Source organism: Halomonas sp. SpR8, assembly GCF_031010195.1.
Taxonomy (GTDB): domain Bacteria; phylum Pseudomonadota; class Gammaproteobacteria; order Pseudomonadales; family Halomonadaceae; genus Vreelandella.
This window is the reverse complement of sequence record NZ_JAUAMC010000011.1, coordinates 1-22047: the sequence shown is the minus strand read 5'-3', so window position 1 is coordinate 22047 and position 22047 is coordinate 1. Positions and strand designations below refer to the sequence as shown.

Below are 22047 nucleotides of genomic sequence, written 5' to 3'. Positions count from 1 at the left end.
TCTCCTCGCGGGTATTCCCTATACAGCCGCTATTTAAGGCAGCTGATAATAAATCTTTAGGAGACTGAAAATGACCATTCATCATCTAACGCGCGCTACCCTGGCCGCCACTCTGATTGCATCCTTCAGTCATGCCGCGTTGGCAGATATGACGCCTGCGGATGTCCAAGTGCCGGACGGCAACACCGTTGCGCTCGAAACCGTCGGCGTTGGCGCGATCACTTATATGTGTGAAATGAACGACGAAGACACCATGGCTTGGGTCTTTAAAGGCCCGCACGCTGCGCTTAATGATAGCGACGGCAGCCAGGTTGGCAGCTACTACGGTCCGCCCGCTACCTGGGAAGCGTTGGATGGTTCAAAAATTACCGGTACTCAGCTAGCCACGGCTGCCAATGGTGATGGCAATATTCCGCTCCAACTGGTTGAAGCCAACCCCGCTGAAGGCGAAGGCGCAATGTCCGGGGTTAGTTACATTCAGCGCTTGAACACAGAGGGTGGCGTTGCTCCGGATGTGGCCTGCGATATGGATCACGACGGTGCTACGGCTGTTGTTACCTACCAGGCGGACTACATCTTCTGGGCGGCTGAATAAGTCGAGAAGAGCGCTAATTTCGCTGGGGGCTCGTGTGTCGAGCTCCCAGCGGCTATGCTGTCTGTGAAAACGACGACTGGCGTCGGTGCCGTCTCCAGGGAGCTAGGGTTTGACTGACGACTCTTCTGAATTTGATCATGCTGTGGCATTAGCCAACTGTGCCCGTGGCGAGCATGACGCCTTGCACCAACTCTATGTTCATGAGGGTGCCCGACTACTAGGTGTTGTCGTAAGAATCGTTAAAGATCGCGGTATGGCCGAAGACATTGTCCACGACGCCTGCCTCAATATTTGGCAGCGTGCCGACAGTTTTGACCCTGATAAGGGCTCAGCAAGGGCGTGGATATTTAGTGTGGCACGCCACCTTGCACTTAATGCCATCCGATACCGTGACCGGGAAGTCACTTTTGATAGTACTTATGAAAGTACTTATGACAGTACTTATGACAGTACTTTTGGCAGTAATGATCCGACTGAGTTGGATCACCCAGAACATCTCCAGCACGCGACGGTTGTAGAAGACACCTTCGATTGGCAGACCGGCCAGCGAATGGATCGCTGTTTAGAACAACTTGAGCCAGAGCGGCGTAACTGCGTACTTCACGCCTATGTTGACGGTCTTAGTCACGCGGAAATTTCAGCGCATACCGGGGCGCCGCTGGGCACCGTCAAAGCCTGGATCAAGCGCAGTTTGCTGCGCCTACGGGAGTGTATGACATGACTCGCCCCAGTCAGCACGAACCAGAACAAGACGATGACCATGCCTTGGCGGGTGAATACGTGCTGGGCACGCTGTCGTTAGAGCAACGCAAAGCACTGGAAGCGCGGTTGCCCAATGAGCCTGAGTTGCAAAAAGCTGTGATGGCTTGGGAAGAGCGTTTCTTACCCTATACCGCTATCACCGATCCAGTAACGCCTTCTGATTATTTATGGCCGCGCATTGAGCGCAGCTTAAAAGCACGCGAGACGTCCGTTAAACGGACTGGTGCCGCTATTGCGCCGCGAAGCCCTCGCCGCATCCTACACAGCTTGCCACTTTGGCGGGGCGCTGCCGGGTTTGGCTTAGCGGCGGCGTTAGTGATGGGGGTAATGTTGGCAAACGAAGTCACCAAGCCGACAATTCCAACTACGCCTGAGTACATGGTGGTGCTACTTGCCCCGCAAACGCAGTCAGCAGGTTGGGTGGTGCAAGCCTCATCGCGGCAGGAAATAGAGCTGATTCCGCTGGGTACCTTCGAAGTACCTGAAGGCAAAGCGCTAGAGTTCTGGACTAAAGCAGACGAGTGGCAGGCACCGGTATCGCTGGGCTTAGTGGAGCCAGGCCAGCCGATTCGACTGCGCTTAGATCAATTGCCGCCGCTTGAAGATAACCAGCTGTTTGAGCTAACGCTGGAAGACGAAGCCGGTTCGGCCACCGGCTTGCCTACTGGCCCCATTGAGTTTATTGGCCGAGCGGTCGAGATTTAGCGAAAAAGTTAACGCTACCGGGGATAGCGCCGAATTGAGCTGTCAACTGCCCAAGCGAGTTAATAGCCACAGGTCGATGGTCAGCCTTTCACACCCCCTGCCGTTAAACCACCAATAATCCAGCGCTGGCAGATCAAAAACGCTACGGTAATCGGTAGGCCGGAAAGCACCGCAGCAGCGGCAAAATTGCCCCAGCGCTGATTGTGGTCGGCAAGGTACTGCTGGGCGCCCACCGCCAGGGTTAGCTTGTGCTCATCCACCAGCAGCACTGAGGCCATGGGGTACTCCATAATGCTCATCACAAACGCCAGAATGAAGACGACCATCAATATGGGGATGGAAAGCGGCAGCAAAATATAGCGAAACGCCTGCCAAGTACTGGCTCCATCGACCATTGCGGCCTCTTCAAGTGATCCATCGATTGATTCGAAGTAGCCTTTGATTGTCCAGATGTGCAGGGCCACTGCGCCCAAGGACGCCACAATTAACGCCCCGTGGGTATTAATGCCTAACCAGCCCACGAACTGTCCTAGTCGATCAAACAGCGCGTAGAGCGCCACCAGCGAAAGCACTGCAGGGAACATCTGGAAAATCAGCATGCCTTTCAACAGCGGCTCTTTGCCTTTAAAGCGCATACGGGCAAAGGCGTAGGCGCTGGTGGTGGCCAGCATAAGAATCAACACCGACGATACCACCGCCACTTTGATCGAGTTCCATAGCCACAGCAGCACCGGGAAGGGCGGCTGGACAATGCTGCCGTCTGGCCGCTCCCAGGGAATACCCAGCGCCAGCGACCAGTGCTCTAATGAGAGGCGCTCGGGTATCAAACTGCCCGAGGCAAAGTTGCCCTCACGGAACGAAATTGAAATTACCAGCAGCAGCGGAAACACGATCAGCGACACAAAGCCAATCAGTGCCAAGTGTGCTCCCAGGCGGCGGGCGCCAATGGAGCGGGGTTGAACCATCGCCATGATAAACCTCCTAAACCTTAACCTTGGAAAGGCGCAAATTAAGCAGCGACATACCCGCCACCAACAAGAAAATAAGCGTGGCGATAGCGGCTGCCAGCCCAAAGTTTTGCCCGGCATCCTGGAAGGCGATGCGGTAGGTGTAGCTAACCAGTAGATCGGTAGTGCCCGCCGGCGTACTCGCGCCAAGAATATCCGGGTTGCCCCCAGTGAGCAGCGCAATCAGCACAAAGTTGTTGAAGTTAAACGCAAAGGCGGCAATCAGGAGCGGTGTGAGCGGTTTGATTATCAGCGGCAGCGTAATCTTGAACAGGTTGGTGAGCGGGCCGCCGCCGTCTACTGCAGAGGCTTCGTAGAGATCCTGAGGTATCGCCTGGATTAACCCCATGCAGAGCAGCAACATATAGGGGTAGCCCAGCCAAGTGTTGACGATCAGGAGCATGGAGCGTGCGAGCCACGGGTCAGTAAACCATTCAGGACGAATTCCAAACAGCGTATCTAAAATCATATTCACTTCGCCGAAGTGCTGATTAAACATGCCCTTGAAAATCAGTATCGAGATAAACGCAGGTACAGCGTAGGGCAGTATCAGCAGCGTCCGATAAATGGCTTTGCCTTTGAGCTGGTTCCACTGCAACAGCGATGCCAGTACAAAACCGACGGCCAAGGTAAGGACCACCGTTAGCGCAGCGAAAACAAACGTCCATACAAAAATCTGCATAAACGGCCCGCGGATATCCGGGTCGGTAAAAATCTTTGTATAGTTGGTAAAGCCCACGTTAACCGGCCACCCCGGGGTAATCTGTTCGCCGTTATCGGCGACAAAGAAGCCGGTGGTTTGATCAGGTATCAGCACGCGGTCTTCGCGGCGGTCATAGAGTGAGCCATCATCGCGGGCTTCGTAGCGGTTCACCATGGGCGCAAACTGGCGCAATCCCGCCATACGCAGCTCAGTACCCTCGGGTGTCAGTAGTCGAAGCCCTTGCAGCGAATCACGTGCCTGAATAATGGCACGCATGCCCAGGGGGTCCTGAACAGGTGGCGCATCGACGGATTGAATACCGATTTGGCGGGTTTCCTGATTGGTGAGATTGAGCGGGGAGGAAACAAAGCGCTGTCCTTGGGAGCTCTCCAAGTAGAGGCGTATTAGTTCCTCCTCTTGGTAAAGTGCAAGGTTAAAGGCGTCTCCCGCTTGCGGGTAGGTTTGGCTTAACAGTTGGCCGCGCACGCGCTCTTCAGAGAGCAGGTTGCTGGAGCTGTAGTTACTAAAGCTAATGCCAATGGTGTAAAGCAACGGAAATATAACAAACACCCCAAGCCCCGCGACGGCAGGAAAAATATAGCGATGGCTCATTAACGTGCGTTTGGTAAATACAACGGCTAGCGAACCGCCCAGGACTAGAAAGAGCAGCGCAAACATCCACTGGCCGTTAAGGTGAAATGCCATCACCAGCCATAAAAACGCAATCACCAGAGCAGCGATCACGCAGCGCAGGGCCCAGCGGGTGTAACGTTCGGAGAGATGATGAGAGCGGTGACGGGGAAGGCCGCGAGACGCGTTGGTGGTATACATGATGACTTCCTGAAAGCTGTTCGGCAGTCTGCGCCACCGAACAGTAAAGGCACAAAAAGAGCGTGGTAAAGAAAGAGGGTGGTAAAGATAGCGCTACTGGCGCATGCGCCGTGCCGCCGCATCCAACGCTTCTTGAGGCGATTGACGCCCGCTGCCGATGTTTTGCAGTGCCGGTTCCATGGCCGCCCAAAAGGCGCCCATCTCAGGAATATTGGGCATTGGCATGCCTACTTCCGCATTTTCCAGCGTGGCAGCAATGTTGGGATTGTCGGCAAGCTCAGCCTGATAGTTGATATGGGCTACTGCGCCTAGCGAGCCGTCGTTATTAAAGGTGCGCATGCCCGCTTCGCTGAGCAGGTAGTTCTCTAAAAACTCGACGGCGAGAAAGTCGTTCGGCGTGGCGGAGTTGATCATTGCCGTCATCACGCCAAACATCGGTTTGGCCCGTTCATCGCCCACCTTAGGCAGCAGCGTGACGCCATAATCAATCCCGCTACGCTCCAGATTAGGCCACGCCCAGGGGCCGCTAATCATGGTGGCGACTTCACCCTGGTTAAAGCGGGTATCCATCAGGTTGTAGTCGGTGCCGCGGGGCAGTACATCGCTTTCGATCAACTCAACCAGCAGCTCTGCTCCCTGTAAGGCCCCGGCGTTGTTGACACCAATATCGCTAACGTCATAACCGCTGTCGGTCTGTTTGAACGGGTAGCCGCCGTTGGCTGCCAGCAGTGTCCAACCGTAGTACGGCTCGCTGTAATCAAACAGGATGGCCTTTTTGCCCTCTTGGGAAAGCGTCTGATCTAGTTCCATTAGCTCGACAAAGCTCTCCGGAGGTGTGTCCACCAGCGCTTTGTTGTAAATGAGCCCGAGGGATTCGACTGAAATTGGGTAGCCGTAGGTTTCGCCATTCCACAGGGTAGCGTCCCAGGTAAAGTTGTAAAACGCCTCTCGGAAAGTGTCACTAGGCGCTACCTGTTTTAATAGGCCGCTTTGTGCCCACTCGCCCATCCGGTCGTGGGCCCAAATCACGATATCTGGCCCCTGGCCACTGCCCGCCGCCTGTTGAAAACGATCGGTCAGGTTGTCTGGGAAGACCACTTCAACCTCAATACCGGTGTCTTCTAGAAATTGCTCGGCCACGAGCTGAATGCCTTCCTGGCCTTTGTTATCGCCCATCCATATAGTTAAGCGATCATCTTCAAAGGCGAAGGCGGGCAAGGTAGCGCTGGCAGCCAGCGTGGCGGAGAGTAGGGGTCTGATAACATAGCGTAGTGATGCCATTAAGTAATAGCCTCGTTGTTGTTGTGGTCATTTTGGTGTTGTGGTCATTGATGTATCAACTCCCGCAGCGTGGCCAATTCTGTTCAAGGCTGCCTCCTCCTTAAGGGGCGTAGTAGTGGCGTATATGGAGGGCGTAGAGTAAAAGAGGAAAATGGCATGAGGGGGAGGCGGAGTACGCGTTAAAAGCGCAGCAGGCGTGGTTATTTTGTAGTAAAATTACACGAATAATTGCGTATAATGCCCCCTTTACGGTAGATTTTAGGTAATCTAACTACATTAGATGCCTAATTATAAATAGGAGCGACGATGAGCCAGTCCACTGCTTCCCAAGGTGCACCGCTGGGCGATCCGAATCACGCTATTGATTTAGCGCTGTTTGGGGCGCTGGGTGATCTTGCCATGCGCAAGCTATTTCCTGCTTTATACCATCTTGATCGTGAAGGCTTGATGCCTGAAAGCACGCGCATTATGGGGCTGGCTCGCCATGAGCATGACGCAGCGTCATTTCGCAAAATGGTTAACGACGCGCTGCAAAAACGGCTGAAAAGCAGCGAGCAGGATAAGCCCAGCTTAGAGCGCTTTCTTGCCCGCTTAGATTACTTGAAGCTCGATTTCTCCAGCGTTGAAGGGTACGACGCTATTCGTCAGTGGCGCAAAGGCTCACCGCGCCCAATGGTGGTCTATCTCTCCGTCGGTGCGCCTATTTATGGCGATATCTGTCGGCATCTGCAGGCCAGTAAAAGCCTGGATGATGAGTCCCGCGTGGTGGTTGAAAAACCCATCGGCTACGACCTGCACTCATCCATTGAAATTAACGACGCCATCGGTGAAGTGTTCCCCGAGTCGCGTATTTACCGTATCGACCACTATTTGGGCAAAGAGACCGTACAGAACCTGATTGCGCTGCGTTTTGCCAACCCGCTGTTCGGCACCCAGTGGAACCAGAACAATATCTCCCATGTGGAGATTACCGTTGCCGAGAAAGTCGGCATCGAAGGGCGCTGGGGATATTTCGATGAGGCAGGCCAACTGCGCGATATGGTGCAAAACCACTTGCTGCAGCTGCTGTGCTTAATCGCCATGGATCCGCCTTCCAACCTGGATGCCGATGCCATTCGCGATGAGAAAGTGAAGGTGCTTAAAGCGCTTAAGCCGTTTGTGGGTGAAGCGCTTGGACGTGATGTGGTGCGCGGCCAATATATTGCCGGTACTAGTGACGGCCAGTCGGTGCCGGGTTACCTGGAAGAAGAGGGCGCTAATACCCAGAGTCAGACCGAAACCTTTGTGGCCATGAAAACCGAAGTGGCTAACTGGCGTTGGGCGGGCGTGCCATTTTACCTGCGCACCGGCAAGCGCATGCCGGATAAGCTCTCGCAGATCGTCATTCACTTTCGTCAGCAGCCGCACTATATCTTCGATCCGGATCAACGCGGCATCGCTTCGAATAAGCTGATTATTCGTCTGCAGCCGGAAGAGGGTATCGCCCTGCAGGTGTTGACCAAAGATAGCGGCTTGGATAAAGGCATGCGCCTGCGCCCCGGCCCGCTGCATTTGGACTTCAACAATGCATTCCCCAAATCGCGGATACCCGATGCCTACGAGCGTCTGCTGCTTGAAGTCATGAAAGGCCAGCAGTATCTGTTCGTCCGCCGCGACGAAATCGAACACGCTTGGCGCTGGTGCGACCAACTTATTGACGGTTGGAAAAAACGTGACACGCCACCGCGCCGCTACCCGGCAGGCTCTTGGGGCCCGGTCGCCTCTATTGCCATGATTACCCAGGATGGCCGCAGCTGGTACGAGGATTATTAATATGAGCCAAGCACGCCAACAGCTGGCTGAGCAGCTCGCCGAAGCGGTTTTTCAGGCGCTGCACGATGACTTAAACCATCAAGAGCGCGTCCTGCTCGTGGTTTCAGGGGGCTCAACACCGGTGCCGTTTTTTAAAGCGCTGGCGGCCAAACCGCTGCCCTGGGGGCGTGTAGATGTAACGCTCGCCGACGAGCGCTGGGTGGGCGAGCAGAGCAGTGACAGCAACGCCAAGTTAGTGCGTGAGCATCTCCTGCAGGACGAGGCGGCTGCAGCTACCTTTATACCGTTAACTTCCAGCGCAGCTACCCCCGAAGAGGGCGTAGATGAAGTCGCCAAGCAAACGGAATCATTAACGTGGCCTGCCAGCGTGGTGATTTTGGGTATGGGCGGGGACGGCCATACCGCGTCACTGTTTCCCGACAGCCCTGAACTGACCCTGGCGCTCGCTACGGAAGAGCCGTTAGTGGCGGTAAGAACGCCGAGCCAGCCGCAGCCACGGATTACCTTTTCGGCCGACCGTCTGCATCAGGCGCGGCGGCATATTCTACATATTACCGGCGACGATAAACGCGCCGTATTGGCCAAGGCATTAAACGGCGACGATGTTCGTCAGTTGCCTATTCGTGCCTTTTTAACCTGCCCAGTGGCGATTTATTGGGCGCCTTGAGCGCTAGCCGCCTTAGCCAATAAGAATTTGCTTGGAGACTCACTAATGACTATCGATAAACAGCTACCCTCTACTCGCACCGCAGAGCTGGATAGCATCTGCTTAAAAGCCGAAGTGATTCCGGTCATTACCATCGAGCGTTTGGAAGACGCGGTACCGTTAGGACGTGCCCTGGTGGAAGGTGGTTTAACGGTACTTGAAATTACCCTGCGCACAGATTGTGCTTTGGATGCCATCAAGCGCATGAAAGAAGCGCTGCCAGGCGCCAGCATTGGGGTGGGTACCGTGTTAACTCCGGCCCAGTACCGCCAGGCCGAGCAGGTCGGTGCTGACTTTGTGGTGACGCCAGGCGCGACGGATGCGCTTTATCGCTACGGTGTAGAAAGCCCGGTGCCGATGTTGCCGGGTGTTTCAACCATTTCAGAGCTGATGACTGGCTGGCAGTACGGCTACCGCCGGTTTAAGTTCTTCCCTGCTGAATCCAGCGGTGGCGCCAAAGCCATCAAAGCGTTTGGCGCGCCAATCCCTGAGGCGCGCTTCTGCCCCACCGGTGGTATTACCGTGGACAACGCCGATGACTATCTTTCATTGCCCAATGTGATGTGCGTTGGCGGTTCCTGGTTGACGCCCAAAGCGATGGTGGAAGCCGAAGATTGGGACGGTATTCGTGAACTGGCCCGCCAAGCAGCGGAGCGTTTTCATCACTAAATAAACCGCCGCTGGTTGCACCCACTAGGTAAGAAAAGCTATCCCTAGCTATGTTTTAAACATAGCTAGGTTTTTTTAGGACAAAATTTAATCTTTTAGCTATGTTGGCCGCCCGTTTAAGACCAAAGACGTATAACGGGCTATATTCAGCTCAACTAAAATGGCGGCACGATTTGTCTGACATTTCGCTATACGCGCATACAGTAACGTGCGTGCCACTTACAATGATCATGAGGTGAGTCAAAATGCACGCTTTGACCCTGGCGTCCTTCCTGTTTATTACAGGGCTTGTCGCCTTTATCACTTGGCAAATCACTCGCCGAGATGACCACTCAAGTACCAGCGGCTACTTTCTGGCAGGGCGTACGCTAACTTTCCCGCTGATCGCTGGCTCTTTGCTAATGACCAACCTCTCCACCGAGCAAATGGTGGGGCTCAATGGGGCAGCGTTTTCCGATGGTTTAAGCGTGATGGCCTGGGAAGTGGTGGCGGTTATCGCACTGGTGGCATTGGCGCTCTTCTTCCTGCCGCGGTTTTTGAAAAGTGGTATTGCCACGCTGCCACAGCTACTCGAAATTCGTTTCGATAAGACCACGCAGCTAATCACCAATATCATTTTCCTAATTGCTTATGCAGTGGTTCTGCTGCCGATTATTCTCTATTCCGGCGCCATCGGTCTGCAGGGGATGCTCGATCTTCAGGGGCTTACCGGTATCGAGTCTTCGGCGACACTGCTTTGGTTAACGGTGTGGATCGTCGGTATTATCGGCGCGGTGTATGCACTGTTTGGCGGGCTACGCACGGTTGCAGTCTCGGATACGCTTAACGGCGTTGGGCTATTGATCGGTGGTTTTTTGATCGTCTATTTCGGCCTTCAGGCCGTGAGTGACGGCAGCGGCATTATGGAAGGCTGGAGCATCCTCAAAGAGAGCGACCCGGATAAGCTTAATTCGATTGGCGGCGCTGATCAGCAGGTGCCGTTCTTTACTCTGTTTACCGGCGTTTTCCTGATCAACCTGTTCTACTGGACCACCAACCAGCAGATTATTCAGCGTACCTTTGCGGCCAAAAACCTGGCTGAAGGTCAGAAGGGCGTGCTGCTGACCGGTCTGTTTAAACTACTGGGGCCACTCTATCTGGTGCTGCCCGGCATTATTGCTTATCACCTTTATACTGATCAGGGCGTGCGTGCCGATGAAGCCTACGGCCATTTGGTGTTTAACGTACTGCCGCCGTATCTCACCGGGTTTTTTGCCGCGGTGATGGTCGGTGCGATTCTGTCGTCGTTTAACTCCGCGCTTAACAGTACCACCACGATTTTCAGCCTGGGCATCTATAAAGGCGTGCTAAATAAACAGGCGACGGAAGAGCAGGTGGTTAAATCGGGTAAAGTCTTCGGCTGGATCATGGCGATTCTTACCATGATTATTGCCCCGCTGCTGGCTGGCCAGGATAGCCTGTTTGGTTATCTGCAGAAGATGAACGCGATCTACTTTATTCCGATTCTGGCGGTAGTGCTGGTCGGTCTGTTGACGAAACGTGTTCCGCCTATGGCGGCTAAAATTGCGCTGATCGGTGGCTGCTTGTTGATTGCTGCCGGTTACTTCGTGCCACCGTTTACCCTGCTACCGCAGGTCATGCACGAGTTCCACTTTGTGGCGATGGTGTTTGTGCTGTTGGTCATCGTGATGCTGATCATCGGCAAGCTGCGCCCACGTGAAACCGACTGGATTCAGGAGCACAGCGGCGACGTGGATCTAACACCCTGGAAAGGCGCAGTACCCGCCGGTATCGTCCTGGTCGTGTTAGTCATCGTGATGTACATAAGCTTTGCTGGCTGATCGCCCACCTTGTAGCTAATCGGTGAAATCGTAACAGCGTAATAGAAAGAGGCCCCACTAGTATCTACTAGCGGGGGCCTTTTGCTGAGAGGTTCATGAGCGGTTTGGGGAAATTTATGCGAGACGCAACGGCGGTTCGGCTAGCCCCTTGATACCGGTTTCGACCACATAAAGCGAGCCTGCGGTAGGCTCTTGGGCTAGCTGCTCTGCACAAAACCCCTCTTGCGCTGTGGTGATATAGAGTGTTTTTAGATCAGGGCCTGCAAAAGCCGGGCAGGAGGGTTGGCTGACGGGCAGTTCAACCCGGCCAATAATTTGACCATCGTGATCCAAACGCACCACCTGCCCAGCTCCCCACAGCGCTAGCCATAGGCAGCCTTCGCTATCCATGACTGCACCATCGGGGTTGCCCAGACTAGAGAAAAAATCCGCCCAGGGCTGGGGCTCGCCTTGCGGCCAGCCGTCGCTATCCAGCGCCCAGCGCATCACCACGCCTGTCACCGTATCGGTAAACCAGGCAAACTCACCATTCTCTGAAAAGCAGATAGCATTGGGGATTGTCAGACCTGAGCGCAACGGGGTGAGTTTACCGCGATGCAGACGGTAAAGGCTTCCCGCGTTTCTTTCCGCACTTTTACCCATGCTGGAGAGCCACAGGCTGCCGTGGCGGTCAATGCGGGCGTCATTGCTGCGGGTGACCGAGTTATCGGCCTCGAAATCACACAGCTTTTCGATACTGCTGCTGTCTGGGTCAAAGCGGCTTAGGCGGTCTTCGCCGACTAACAGCAGGCCACCCTCTTCAAGGGGCGCAGCCAGTGACACTTGATGATCAAACTGAAAGTGGCCGCTCTCACCGCTGGCGGGGGAGAGCCAGTGCAACTGCTTTTCTAGAATGTCGCACCAATAGAGGCGTTGATTTTTGGCGTCCCACTGTGGGCCTTCACCCAGGGTACAGCGGCAATCAACCGCTAACTCTGCTTGCCACGTTGAAACATGCATACCTGTGCTCATTGTTGTTAGTTCTCCTTATTGTTCTCCTGCTAACCAAGCATCGACAAGGGCTTGAGCCTGTTGCCCTACTTGAGAAGCGCTTTGGCCGGGTTTATATAACGCGCTGCCCAGGCCTGCACCATCGACACCTGCTGCGCGCCAAGCGGCGAAGTTATCGACCCCAACGCCGCCAACAGCATACAAAAGGGTGCCTGTGGGCAGTACTGAGCGCACTGCCTGCATGCCCTCTAATCCTACCTGCACCGCGGGGAAGAGTTTAAGTCCGGTGGCACCTGCATCGAGTGCATCGAAGGCTTCAGAGGGCGTCACAATCCCTGGCCAACTCGCCATACCGAGTCTATGCGTCTCTTCAATGACCGCAGGCCGACAGTTGGGAGAAACGATCAGGCGTCCACCAGCAGCGTGAACTTCACGCACCTGAGCCGGAGTGAGCACCGTACCTGCACCGATGACTGCGCTCTCGCCAAATGCGTCAACCAAGCGGCGAATGCTTTCCAGCGGATTGGGTGAATTAAGCGGTACTTCAATCTGGGTAATGCCCGCTTCCAGCACCGCTTTAGCAATATCAACCACTTCGTCGGGCGCCACGCCGCGCAAAATACCAATTAAGGGCAACGTCATAGTCACTCTCTCCATTAACAGTTAGCCGCCTTAAGCGATTGATGGGCAAGCCGAAGGCCAGCGAGTACCGCGGCGTCACCATCCATATGCTGCGCCTGATGGCCGATTGTATTGAGCGCCAGCGTATAGCGCTGGCTTAGGGTTTGGTTGCCAATCAGCATGATCGGCTTATCGGTGGGACATTCACGGCAGGCGCCGGCAAGTTCAAGGCCAATGGCAAGTCCTGAGAGCCTGGCCGCCAGTACGGCGCCACGCGTGTCGCCAGTAGGTAGCCGACCATCGAGTAAATCCTGGGCGCGCAGGCCGAACAAGCGACTACTAAAGGTTTCGGGCGCCGCGTAGATCTCGCTAACGGCCGCAATAAACGCCTCACGGCAAACAGGGTCTTGAAGCCCATCGCTGCCGACGGAATGGCGCAAAACTGATTTGGTGGCCAATAGCTGGTAGAGCTCGCCGGTTAAGTAGGTCGAAAACCCACTCACCGCGCCCTCTTCAAGAGTGGCCCATTTGGCGTGGGTGCCGGGCAGGCAGGCGAGACCCGTAAAGTCAGGTGGGTCAGCGACGAGGCCTGCTAACTGTGTCTCCTCGCCACGCATTACATCAAAGTGGGTCGCCGTGCTGCGGGTTTGGCTTAAACCGGGCAGTAGATAAACACGTAGCTGGTCGCCTGAAAGCGTTGGTGTGACTGCGCCTTGGCTAAGTTGGTCAAGCCGGGTAGGCACCGGCAAATAGGCGGCTTCCAGCCAGCCTTGGCGCGCCCCCGCCATACCGCACACCAACACATCAGTCCGGCCGGTGGTGGGCAGCCAGTCGCCCACTAGCCGCAGCAGTTCGGCTTCATACTCATCGGCTTTGAGCGACAGCATACCCTTGTCGCTAGTGGCTTGGGTAATCACCTGGTCATGCTCATTCAGACCCCAGGCGCGCAGGTTGCTGGAGCCCCAGTCCACGGCAATCCAGGTTAATTGATCTGTAATTTCAGGCGTTTCACTCATCACGGTTGAACCCATGTCCTACCACTCCGCAATAGAGCCGTCTTCGTGGCTCCACACCGGGTTGCGCCAGCGGTGGCCTACCTTGGCGCGCTCCTCAACGAACGCTTCGTTAATCTCAACGCCAAGTCCTGGGCCTTGGGGAATGGCGCAGAAGCCGTCTTCAATCGCCAGGGCAGATTTATCGACCAGGTAGTCGAGTACATCGTTACCCTGGTTGTAGTGAATGCCCATGCTTTGCTCTTGGATGAAGGCGTTGTGGCTGACGGCGTCCAGCTGTAGCGAAGCGGCCAGAGTTAACGGGCCAAGCGGGCAGTGGGGAGCCAGGGCGACATCGTAGGCGGAAGCCAGAGCCGCGATCTTGAGGCCTTCGCTAATGCCGCCGCAGTGGGAAATATCCGGTTGGATAATATCGATCATGCCGTCGGCCAGCAGATCGCGGAACTGAAAGCGAGTGTGCAGCCGCTCGCCGGTGGCCAGCGGGTAGCCCAGGCCTCCAGCAATGTCTTTCAGGCAGGGCAGGTGCTCGGGAGCAACCGGCTCTTCCACAAACATGGGGTGGAAGGGCTCTAGCTCGCGCAGCAGCGCTTTGGCCATGGGGCGGTGCACACGGCCATGAAAGTCGATGCCAATGCCGACATCCGGCCCCACCGCATCGCGGGCTTCGGCCACGCGAGCGACGGCTTCATCGACCTTGCGGTGCGAATCGACGATTTGCATCTCGGGGGTGCCGTTCATTTTGAAAGCGGTGAAGCCTTTTTCGACCAGCGCTTTGGCACCCGCGCCCACATCGCTGGGGCGGTCGCCGCCGGTCCAGGCATACATGCGCATTTTATCGCGCACGGCACCGCCTAACAGCTGGTGAACGGGCACACCCAGGTCACGACCTTTAAGATCCCATAGCGCCTGGTCGATCCCGGCAATTGCGCTCATTAAAATCGGCCCACCGCGATAAAATCCGGCGCGGTACATCGTGTTCCATAGGTGCTCGATGCGGTGTGGATCCTGGCCAATCAGGTAGTCGGAGAGCTCATGCACGGCGGCCTCAACGGTCGCCGCACGGCCTTCAATCACGGGTTCTCCCCAACCGTAGCAGCCTTCGTCGGTTTCGATCTTGAGAAACAGCCAGCGTGGGGGAACTTGCCAGGTCTTGAGTTTGGTAATTTTCATGTTCGATTATCCTTCTGAATAGAAGTATTGATTGAATTTTTAACTGACGATGCCAAGGTCGATAGCCGTGCGGCGCAGTACTTCTCTCGCGGCGGTTTCTGCGGCGCTGGCATTGCGGCTACGGATAGCGTCAAGTACCTGACGGTGGCGTGTAAGGCTGTCGTCTAAGGTGTCCGTGCGATCTTGCGAGCGGTGTATCAGCGCCATAATGGAGGGGCGCAGCAGATGCCCCATTTGCCGCCAGACTAAATTGTGGCTGGCCCGGTAAGTGGCATCGTGAAAGGCGACGTCGTACTCGGCATGCTCGGCGCGGGCTTCCACGCTGCTGGCCGTTTTTTCCATGCCTGTAAAGGCGCTCTCAAGGCGTTCAATGTCTTCAGCCTGGGCTGCCTGTGCTGCCAGTCCTGCCACCACGGGCTCAGCAGAAAAACGAAAAGCGTAAATGGCCTTTACCAGTTGCGGATCAAGGTTAACCAAGCCGGTCATCCATTCACTCATAAGTGGGTCTAGCAGGTGCCAGTCGCCGATCTCGCGCACCAGCGTGCCGCGCCCTGCGGTGCGCTCTAAGAGCCCTGCCGCGGTGAGGCTGGTCAGCGCATTGCGAACCTGATTACGGCTGACGTTAAAATGAGCGCCGATATCCAGCTCGCGGGGAAAAACATCGCCGGGCTGCCAATGGCCTGCCAGCAGGGACTGGGCGAGTAAACGCGCTAACTGTTCGGCACCACCCTGATGGGGCGGTAGAGCGTTCAGCGTCATCGGTTGTCTCTTACTATGTGTTCGATGACAACTAGTCTAGTAAATGTCTGACATTTAGACAAGGCATGCTGTGGTCGCCTTTAGGCTAACGGTGGCGCTTAATCCAAGCAAAAAAAGCCCACGTCTGTTGGCAACAGAAGTGGGCAAATCGTGGTTAGTAAGTCGTGGCTGAAACGTTATCCCTTAACCGCACCGGCGGTCATACCTGTCACGATATAGCGGTTGGCAAGCAGCGCAAAGATAATCACCGGCAGCACGATCAAGCTGGCGTAGGCGGCAATCACCCCGTACTGGGCACCGGCTTCAACGCCGCCCATGAAGCGAGTAATCCCCACCGTCAGTGGCTGGGCGTCGCTGCCTGCAAGGAACAGCGCAAACAGGTACTCGTTCCAGGACATGATAAAAATCAGAATCGCCAGTGCGTTTAGGCCTGGGCGAACGACAGGGAGCGAAATGCTCCAGAAAAGCTTCCAGGGGCCGCAGCCATCAACGATGGCAGCTTCTTCCATCTCTTTGGGCACGTTTTCAAAAAAGCCCACCATCATCCATACGGCGAAGGGTATATGAATCGCCAAATGGGCAAACAGCAGCCCGGTGCGTGAGCCAGATAACCCTAAGTCGACAAAGATCAGAAACAGCGGCAGCGCCAGCACCACGTGAGGAAGGAAGCGCATGGCCAGTATCGCAAACGATAGCGCCCCGCGTATTTTAGGGCGTAGTTTGTTAAGCCCATAAGCCATAGGTACGCATACCGCCACCGAAATAATCACCGATGCTACGGCGATAATCACGCTGTTACGGAAATAGAACCAAAAATCGCCAGCGTTAAAGGCAACGCTAAAGTTGTTAAGGGTAAAGTCGCTTAACGTTAGTAGCGCTAGCGGAGAGCGAAACATGGCGGTTTCGTTAAAGGCCGCCGCGAGCAGAATAACTGGTGGCAGCAGTGAAATAATCAGCCAGATGGTTAAGCCGAAATACTGACCAGCGAGTTTTGCGTTGGCTTTGTTACGATCATTCATGCGCTGGCCTCCTTATTTACCTTGTAGACTTTAATATACAGCCAGGCCACGACCGCCATAATCATAAACATGGTAAAGGCGATGGTGTTGGCCATGCCCATATCCTGATTCGCGATACCGCGGTTATAAGCCAAGATACTCATTACGGTTGTCGAGCGGCCGGGGCCACCACCGGTCATGGTGTAGACCATGTCAAATTCGCGGAATGCACTGGTCATGATGATGATGGAGACGAACAGAATGTGTGCCCGAATCATCGGTAGCACCACGTACCATAGGGTCTGGAATGCACCGGCACCGTCGACCTTAGCGGCTTCATACATATCGTCGGGAATTGTGGTAAGCGCTGCGTAGAGCACCAATATCGCCATGGGGGTTAAGTGCCAGGCATTGGTCAGCGCGGTGGCAAACAGGGCCGTTGAGCTATCGGTTAGCCAGTAGGGGCCGGTAATGCCGAAAAAGCCTAACAGTTGATTAATCACCCCAAAGTCCGGTTCCCACATAAATAGCCGCCAGGTGATCCCGACAATTACCGGAGTCATTACAAAGGGCAGCAGAAATAACGCCATCCAACCGGCTTTAAAGCGAATGCGCTTTCCGCTTAATAAAAAGGCAACCAGTAAACCGACGATTAAGCAACCGAGAGTATTGGCGAGGGTAAAGAGTAGCGTCACCTTAACGGAGTTAATAAAGAGGGGATCTGTCCAAGCGCGCGTGTAGTTTTCCAGCCCGACAAACCATTGGTTGCTGAAATCATAAAGAAATACGTCGTGTAGACTGAAGCGTGCGGCGATGCCAAGGGGAAACGCCACAATCAGCAACATAACGATTAAGCCGGGCAATACAAAATACCAGCCACGGGTGTAGCGATTAAGGAGATTATTTTGCATAGCGCAAACCTCGTTAAAGCATCAATTCAAAAGCAGTGGCGGCTTAGCCGGGGTAGGCCGAGCCGCCACCGCCAAAGAGGTTAGGTTTCGAGGTCGCCTAGCGTTCGAGGTAGCCTGCGCGCTGGAAGGTACGCGTCATGTTATCTACCCAGCGATCCTGCGCTTGCTCTGGGGTTAAGTCGCCGCTGAGTACTTCGGTGGCGAAGTCAACGGTGCCCTGCCACATAACGGTGCCGTATTCAGGAATGCCCTGACGAACAAATACGTGTTCAAGGGTCTGCTCGTAGGCGGGCAAGAAGTCAGCATAATGAGGCTCTAGGCTGCGCAGTTCTTCGCTGTTGAAGTGAGCCGTGCGGGAAAACTGCTTGGTACGTTTACCCCACTCGATTTCGTTATCCTGCAGCATCCATTTCAGAAACTTAAACGCTTCTTCGGAATTTTCAGTATCCATAACGAAGACCCCGCCGCCGCCTAAGAAGGGCACGCCTTGGGGGTAATCCTGCAGGTTACCTTCAAAGGCGGGTAGCGGTTGATAGCCCACGTTACCGGCGGCTTCGCCTTGGGGATCTTCAACCGTGGAAAGCCCTTGGGGCCACATGGTGGCCATGGCTAAACGGCCATCGCGGAAGTAGCTTAGCCCTTCAAGAAAATCCCAGTTACGGGCAGCGCGGGGTGCCACGTCATTGGCAAGATCGACAAACAGGTTGGCGGCCTCGACTAAGATGGGGTGATCAAGGTCGGGTTGGTAGTTTTCATCCCAGCCTTCAAGGCCCGTGGAGTAGAGCATGACGATAAAACTACGTGCCACGCCGCTGCCCGCACCTAAGGCGTCGGTCCAGCCGTATAGATCCTCTTCCAGGGTCTCACCGGCCACCGTTTCACCCGCTTCACGCGTGAAAAATTCCCCCACTTCGTAAAGCTCTTGCCAGGTGTGCGGGACTTCAAGCTTGCGTCCGTACTCTTCCTCGAAGGCTGCCTGCTCGTCCGGGTGTGAGAAGAAATCTTCGCGGACGATTAACATGGGCGCTGCTGGGGTAGTGGGCAGGGCGATAATTTCACCAGGGCGAGCGCTGCTCTCCATATGCGATTCGCGAATTCGCGCAGGATAAGCGTCGATATCAAAATCATATTTTTCGATGTAAGGCGTTAAATCGACCACATGGTCTTTGAAACTGCCAAACCAGCCGGGGCTGTGATAGCCCATATCCCAACGCCCGGTGCCGCCAATGGCTTCGATCGACATGCGGTCGCGTAACTGGTCGGGTGGCAGTATTTCACCAATCACTTTAACGCCGGTTTGGCGCTCATATTCGGGAGCAAAGTAGTTCACTACGGCATCGGCTTCTTCACCTGGGTGAAGCGCCCAGCGGATCGTAACGTCTTCCGCCATTGCCGTAGCGCTGGCCGTGGCTATGGCTAGGCCTAATCCGGTGGCGGTGAGCATGCGTGTTGTTGTCATGTGTCAATCTCCTAAGGCTCTTTATTGTTATGCCCTTTCTCTCGAAAGTAAGCATCGCCGCTACAAGGGTGAATCGCTAGGACCCATTGTGATTATTGATGAGGAATTTTTTCCAGACACTTTATTGATGCGAATTTCAATCTGACCGACGTCCAACATAAAGGATTTGCAGAATCGTGTCACCTAGCGTAATTAATAACTACATGTTGAGCCGAGAATAAGTAACGATAGTGTTTTGTGATCGGCAATAAAACAGCTAGAAATGAATATAAAAAACATTAAAAACATGTATTTGTGTTTTTTGAGGGGCTAAAGGTTGAGGCGGTAATGATCCTTTTAAACGTTGGTTTTCAAAGTTTAAATAGATAATTATTTGGACTAATGTCTAACGCTAAACATTGGATGCCGATACTTTTAGCCGTTTTACTGCTCTTATTAGACCAAAGAAGGATATAACAACGATGGCTAACATTACGCTGGAAAATGTGCAGAAACGCTTTGGGGAAGAACGGGTGATCCACGGTGTGGATATCGAAATTAACGATGGTGAGTTTGTCATTCTGGTGGGGCCTTCCGGCTGCGGTAAGTCCACGTTGCTGCGCATGATTGCCGGGCTTGAGTCGATCAGCGACGGTAATGTGAAGATTGGCGGGACGGTGGTGAACGATATGTCACCCAAAGCGCGCGATATCGCCATGGTGTTTCAGAGCTACGCGCTCTATCCGCACATGACGGTGGCTGACAATATGGGCTTCTCACTCAAGCTCTCCAAAGTGTCGAAAAGTGAGATAAATGACAAGGTGAATGCTGCCGCTGAGATTCTCAATTTAGAGCCGCTGCTAAAACGTTTTCCCCGTGAACTTTCCGGTGGCCAGCGTCAGCGGGTGGCGATGGGGCGAGCGATTGTACGCGACCCGCAGGTGTTCCTGTTTGATGAACCGCTCTCCAACCTGGATGCCAAGCTGCGTGTTTCCATGCGCACGGAAATTAAAGAGCTACATCAGCGGCTTAAAACCACTACCGTGTATGTTACTCACGACCAAATTGAAGCCATGACCATGGCTGACCGAATTGTGGTACTGCACCAAGGCTACGTTCAGCAAATGGGTACTCCACTGGAGCTTTACGACCATCCTGCCAATTTATTCGTGGCCAGTTTTATCGGTTCACCGGGTATGAACTTGATTCATGGCCAAGTGGGCGACGATGGGCAGTTCCAGGTGCGGGGCGGTGGCCAATTGCCGTTGGGGGATATTGATATCTCCAACTCGGCGGGCGACGCGGTCTACGGTATTCGCCCTGAGGATATGACGCTGGCAGATCAAGGCGTTCCGGTAGAGATCATCACGGTGGAACCCACCGGCGCTGAGATTCACGTGGTCGCCAAGTTAGGCGATCAACATATCACCATTGTGTTTCGTGAGCGCCATCAGGTTAAGCCCGGCGATACCATCAACCTGGCCATCAACGTGAATAAAAACCATCTGTTTGATGCGGCGAGTGGCGAGCGAATTGCCTGGCACGCCTCCTCTCGGGCGGCCTAACCACAAGGCGGAAGGCTCCAATGAGTACGCAGACGTATTTAGGCTTGGATATTGGCACTTCGGCGGTAAAAGGCGTGCTGGTCGATACCCATCAGCTGTGTCTGGCCACCGCAAGTTCGGCTTACAGCGTTACCCACCCCCATGCTGGATGGGCGGAACAGGACCCAGAGCTGTGGTGGCAAGCCGTTGAGGAGGTGGTCGCGCAATTAAGGCGGCAGGCTGACGCTGCAATGGCAAAAGTAGCCGGGATAGGTCTATCCGGCCAAATGCATGGGCTAGTGGTTCAGAGCCAACACGGCGAGGTTATTCGCCCAGCTATTTTGTGGAACGACAGCCGGGCCAGCCAGCAGTGTCAGCAGCTTAAAGAGCGCTTGCCTGAGTTGGACGTGGCCACCATTACCAGTGTTGAGCCCATGCCCGCCTTTTGGGCAGCCAAACTGTTGTGGTTAAAAGCCCACGAGCCGGAAATGCTAGCCAATGCCCACCACTTCCTTTTGCCAAAGGATTACGTGCGTTGGCGGATGAGTGGTGAGCGCATCACCGATATGTGTGATGCGGCGGGCACCCAACTGTTTGATCAAGCCAGGCGTGCGTGGAGTCCGGAAATATTGGCAGCGTGTGGGGTCGCAGAGCGCCAGTTGCCGAACTTGGCGGAGGGTAGTACCGCTTTGGCCGCGCTCAATTCGGATATCGCGGCTCGGTGGGGTATTGAAAACCAGGTTCCAATTGCTGCCGGTGCGGGAGATGTAGCCGCAGGGGCATTAGGTTTGGGAGCTATTAACGAAGGGGATGCCTTTTTTACTCTGGGAACGTCGAGTCAGCTGTTTATCGCCACCTCTGGCTATCGCCCTGCGCCTAAGCATGCATTGCATGCTTTTGCCCATGCGCTTCCGGAAAGGTGGTTTCAAATGGCGGCCATGCTCAATGGGGCAAGCGTACTTGCCTGGGCAGCGAAGTTGATGGGTGTCTCAATTGACGAGGCCCTGGCTGCCGCTGAGAAGCAAAAGGGGAGTGCGTCGTCGCTACTGTTTTTGCCGTATTTAAATGGCGAGCGAACCCCGCATAACGACCCCGATGCTCGCGGCGTACTGTTTGGCTTACACCCTTCCAGTGGCGTCGGCGAAGTGATTCAGGCGGTATTGGAAGGTGTGGGCTTTTCGTTGCGGGAAGCGCGAGATGTCATCGAGCAGGCCGGTACGCCGATAGCGCGATTAACCGTGATTGGCGGGGGCAGCCGTAGTGATTATTGGCTACAGCTTCTGGCGGATATTTTAGAGAGGCCGATTGCGCGCTGTGAAGAGAGTGAGTCGGGCCCTGCCTTTGGCGCCGCGCGTCTAGCGCGCTTGGCGGTCACCCAGGAAAATCCCGAGGCGGTCTGTCAGCCGCCGCGAATTGAAAAGGTGTTTGAGCCGAACTCGGAAAATCATAGCCATAATTTCGAGCGTTATAAGCGGCTATACCGTGCTTTATCACCTGAATTTGCCATAGCATCCAAACTTGATAATTAATCAGCCGCTAGCAAACGCCACCCGAATGAACTGACCCCCAATAGTTGGACGGTTGGTTCTCTCAACTAGCTGACATGGCCTGAGTCCTGTATTGCACGGGACTCAGGCCTTTTAGTTTCTGCTTGATCCTCTGATGATTATAGTAATGGATGTAGTCGACGA

At 54.7% G+C, this 22047-nt stretch carries 21 protein-coding genes; 9 read left to right on the top strand and 12 right to left on the bottom strand.

Translation table 11 applies throughout. From position 1 onward, the window contains the following. Positions 1-70: 70 nt before the first annotated feature. The 3 genes from QT230_RS18295 to QT230_RS18285 all read left to right on the top strand — a co-directional run bounded on the left by QT230_RS18295 (position 71) and on the right by QT230_RS18285 (position 2062). On the top strand, positions 71-595 hold the full coding sequence (locus tag QT230_RS18295) for a DUF3455 domain-containing protein (protein WP_308323594.1): 525 nt from the start codon (positions 71-73) through the stop codon (positions 593-595). Positions 596-704: 109 nt separating this feature from the next. Beyond that, positions 705-1316 (top strand): sigma-70 family RNA polymerase sigma factor, encoded by a 612-nt coding sequence (locus QT230_RS18290; RefSeq protein WP_308323593.1) that lies wholly within the window; start codon positions 705-707, stop codon positions 1314-1316. Next, positions 1313-2062 carry an anti-sigma factor domain-containing protein gene (locus QT230_RS18285; RefSeq protein WP_308323592.1) on the top strand — a complete coding sequence of 250 codons (750 nt, stop codon included), beginning with the start codon at positions 1313-1315 and terminating at the stop codon, positions 2060-2062. Before QT230_RS18290 ends, QT230_RS18285 begins: the two co-directional genes overlap by 4 nt. A gap of 80 nt (positions 2063-2142) precedes the next feature. On the opposite strand, the gene malG is transcribed toward QT230_RS18285, so the two are convergent. The 3 genes from malG to malE form a co-directional block, all read right to left on the bottom strand. After that, the gene (gene malG / locus QT230_RS18280) at positions 2143-3033 is read right to left on the bottom strand and encodes a maltose ABC transporter permease MalG (RefSeq protein ID WP_308323591.1); all 891 of its coding nucleotides are present in this window, start codon (positions 3031-3033) and stop codon (positions 2143-2145) included. A gap of 10 nt (positions 3034-3043) precedes the next feature. Then, positions 3044-4603, bottom strand: coding sequence for a maltose ABC transporter permease MalF (malF, locus tag QT230_RS18275; protein ID WP_308323590.1), 1560 nt, complete (start codon positions 4601-4603; stop codon positions 3044-3046). Positions 4604-4696: 93 nt separating this feature from the next. After that, entirely contained in the window at positions 4697-5884 is a 1188-nt protein-coding gene (malE, locus tag QT230_RS18270; protein WP_308323589.1) for a maltose/maltodextrin ABC transporter substrate-binding protein MalE, read from the bottom strand. Between the two features lie 306 nt (positions 5885-6190). Here malE and zwf point away from each other — a divergent pair, with 306 nt between their 5' ends. The 4 genes from zwf (at position 6191) to QT230_RS18250 (ending at position 10912) form a co-directional block, all read left to right on the top strand. Next, positions 6191-7696, top strand: a complete 1506-nt coding sequence (gene zwf / locus QT230_RS18265; protein ID WP_308323588.1) for a glucose-6-phosphate dehydrogenase — start codon at positions 6191-6193, stop codon at positions 7694-7696. Between the two features lies 1 nt (position 7697). Then, entirely contained in the window at positions 7698-8363 is a 666-nt protein-coding gene (pgl, locus tag QT230_RS18260) for a 6-phosphogluconolactonase (protein WP_308323587.1), read from the top strand. Between the two features lie 45 nt (positions 8364-8408). Next, a complete protein-coding gene (locus QT230_RS18255; protein ID WP_308323586.1) occupies positions 8409-9071 on the top strand; it encodes a bifunctional 4-hydroxy-2-oxoglutarate aldolase/2-dehydro-3-deoxy-phosphogluconate aldolase in 663 nt (220 codons plus the stop codon). Positions 9072-9316: 245 nt separating this feature from the next. Beyond that, positions 9317-10912: a solute:sodium symporter family transporter gene (locus tag QT230_RS18250; protein WP_308323585.1), complete on the top strand. Its 1596-nt coding sequence runs from the start codon at positions 9317-9319 to the stop codon at positions 10910-10912. Positions 10913-11026: 114 nt separating this feature from the next. Here the strand turns inward: QT230_RS18250 and QT230_RS18245 are convergent, their stop codons facing one another. The 8 genes from QT230_RS18245 to QT230_RS18210 all read right to left on the bottom strand — a co-directional run bounded on the left by QT230_RS18245 (position 11027) and on the right by QT230_RS18210 (position 18833). Continuing rightward, positions 11027-11911 carry an SMP-30/gluconolactonase/LRE family protein gene (locus tag QT230_RS18245; RefSeq protein ID WP_308323584.1) on the bottom strand — a complete coding sequence of 295 codons (885 nt, stop codon included), beginning with the start codon at positions 11909-11911 and terminating at the stop codon, positions 11027-11029. A 27-nt stretch (positions 11912-11938) separates the two neighbouring features. Further along, entirely contained in the window at positions 11939-12544 is a 606-nt protein-coding gene (locus QT230_RS18240; protein WP_308323583.1) for a 2-dehydro-3-deoxy-6-phosphogalactonate aldolase, read from the bottom strand. 14 nt (positions 12545-12558) lie between these two features. After that, positions 12559-13554 carry a 2-dehydro-3-deoxygalactonokinase gene (locus QT230_RS18235; protein WP_308323582.1) on the bottom strand — a complete coding sequence of 332 codons (996 nt, stop codon included), beginning with the start codon at positions 13552-13554 and terminating at the stop codon, positions 12559-12561. 3 nt (positions 13555-13557) lie between these two features. Then, positions 13558-14706 carry a galactonate dehydratase gene (gene dgoD, locus QT230_RS18230; RefSeq protein ID WP_308323581.1) on the bottom strand — a complete coding sequence of 383 codons (1149 nt, stop codon included), beginning with the start codon at positions 14704-14706 and terminating at the stop codon, positions 13558-13560. Between the two features lie 39 nt (positions 14707-14745). Further along, entirely contained in the window at positions 14746-15465 is a 720-nt protein-coding gene (locus QT230_RS18225; protein WP_308323580.1) for an FCD domain-containing protein, read from the bottom strand. A 176-nt stretch (positions 15466-15641) separates the two neighbouring features. Next, positions 15642-16484, bottom strand: a complete 843-nt coding sequence (locus tag QT230_RS18220) for a carbohydrate ABC transporter permease (protein ID WP_308323579.1) — start codon at positions 16482-16484, stop codon at positions 15642-15644. Further along, entirely contained in the window at positions 16481-17374 is an 894-nt protein-coding gene (locus QT230_RS18215) for a carbohydrate ABC transporter permease (RefSeq protein WP_064233306.1), read from the bottom strand. The genes QT230_RS18220 and QT230_RS18215 overlap by 4 nt, the downstream gene beginning before the upstream one ends. A 97-nt stretch (positions 17375-17471) precedes the next feature. Next, positions 17472-18833, bottom strand: a complete 1362-nt coding sequence (locus tag QT230_RS18210) for an extracellular solute-binding protein (RefSeq protein WP_308323578.1) — start codon at positions 18831-18833, stop codon at positions 17472-17474. A 461-nt stretch (positions 18834-19294) separates the two neighbouring features. On the opposite strand from QT230_RS18210, the gene QT230_RS18205 reads away from it, so the two are divergent. Continuing rightward, positions 19295-20377 (top strand): sn-glycerol-3-phosphate ABC transporter ATP-binding protein UgpC, encoded by a 1083-nt coding sequence (locus tag QT230_RS18205; protein ID WP_308323577.1) that lies wholly within the window; start codon positions 19295-19297, stop codon positions 20375-20377. Positions 20378-20397: 20 nt separating this feature from the next. Continuing rightward, positions 20398-21885 (top strand): xylulokinase, encoded by a 1488-nt coding sequence (gene xylB / locus QT230_RS18200; protein WP_308323576.1) that lies wholly within the window; start codon positions 20398-20400, stop codon positions 21883-21885. Positions 21886-21946: 61 nt separating this feature from the next. On the opposite strand, the gene QT230_RS18195 is transcribed toward xylB, so the two are convergent. Beyond that, positions 21947-22047, bottom strand: a 101-nt coding sequence (locus QT230_RS18195) for an IS3 family transposase (protein ID WP_308323452.1), incomplete at its 5' end; no start/stop codon positions are given.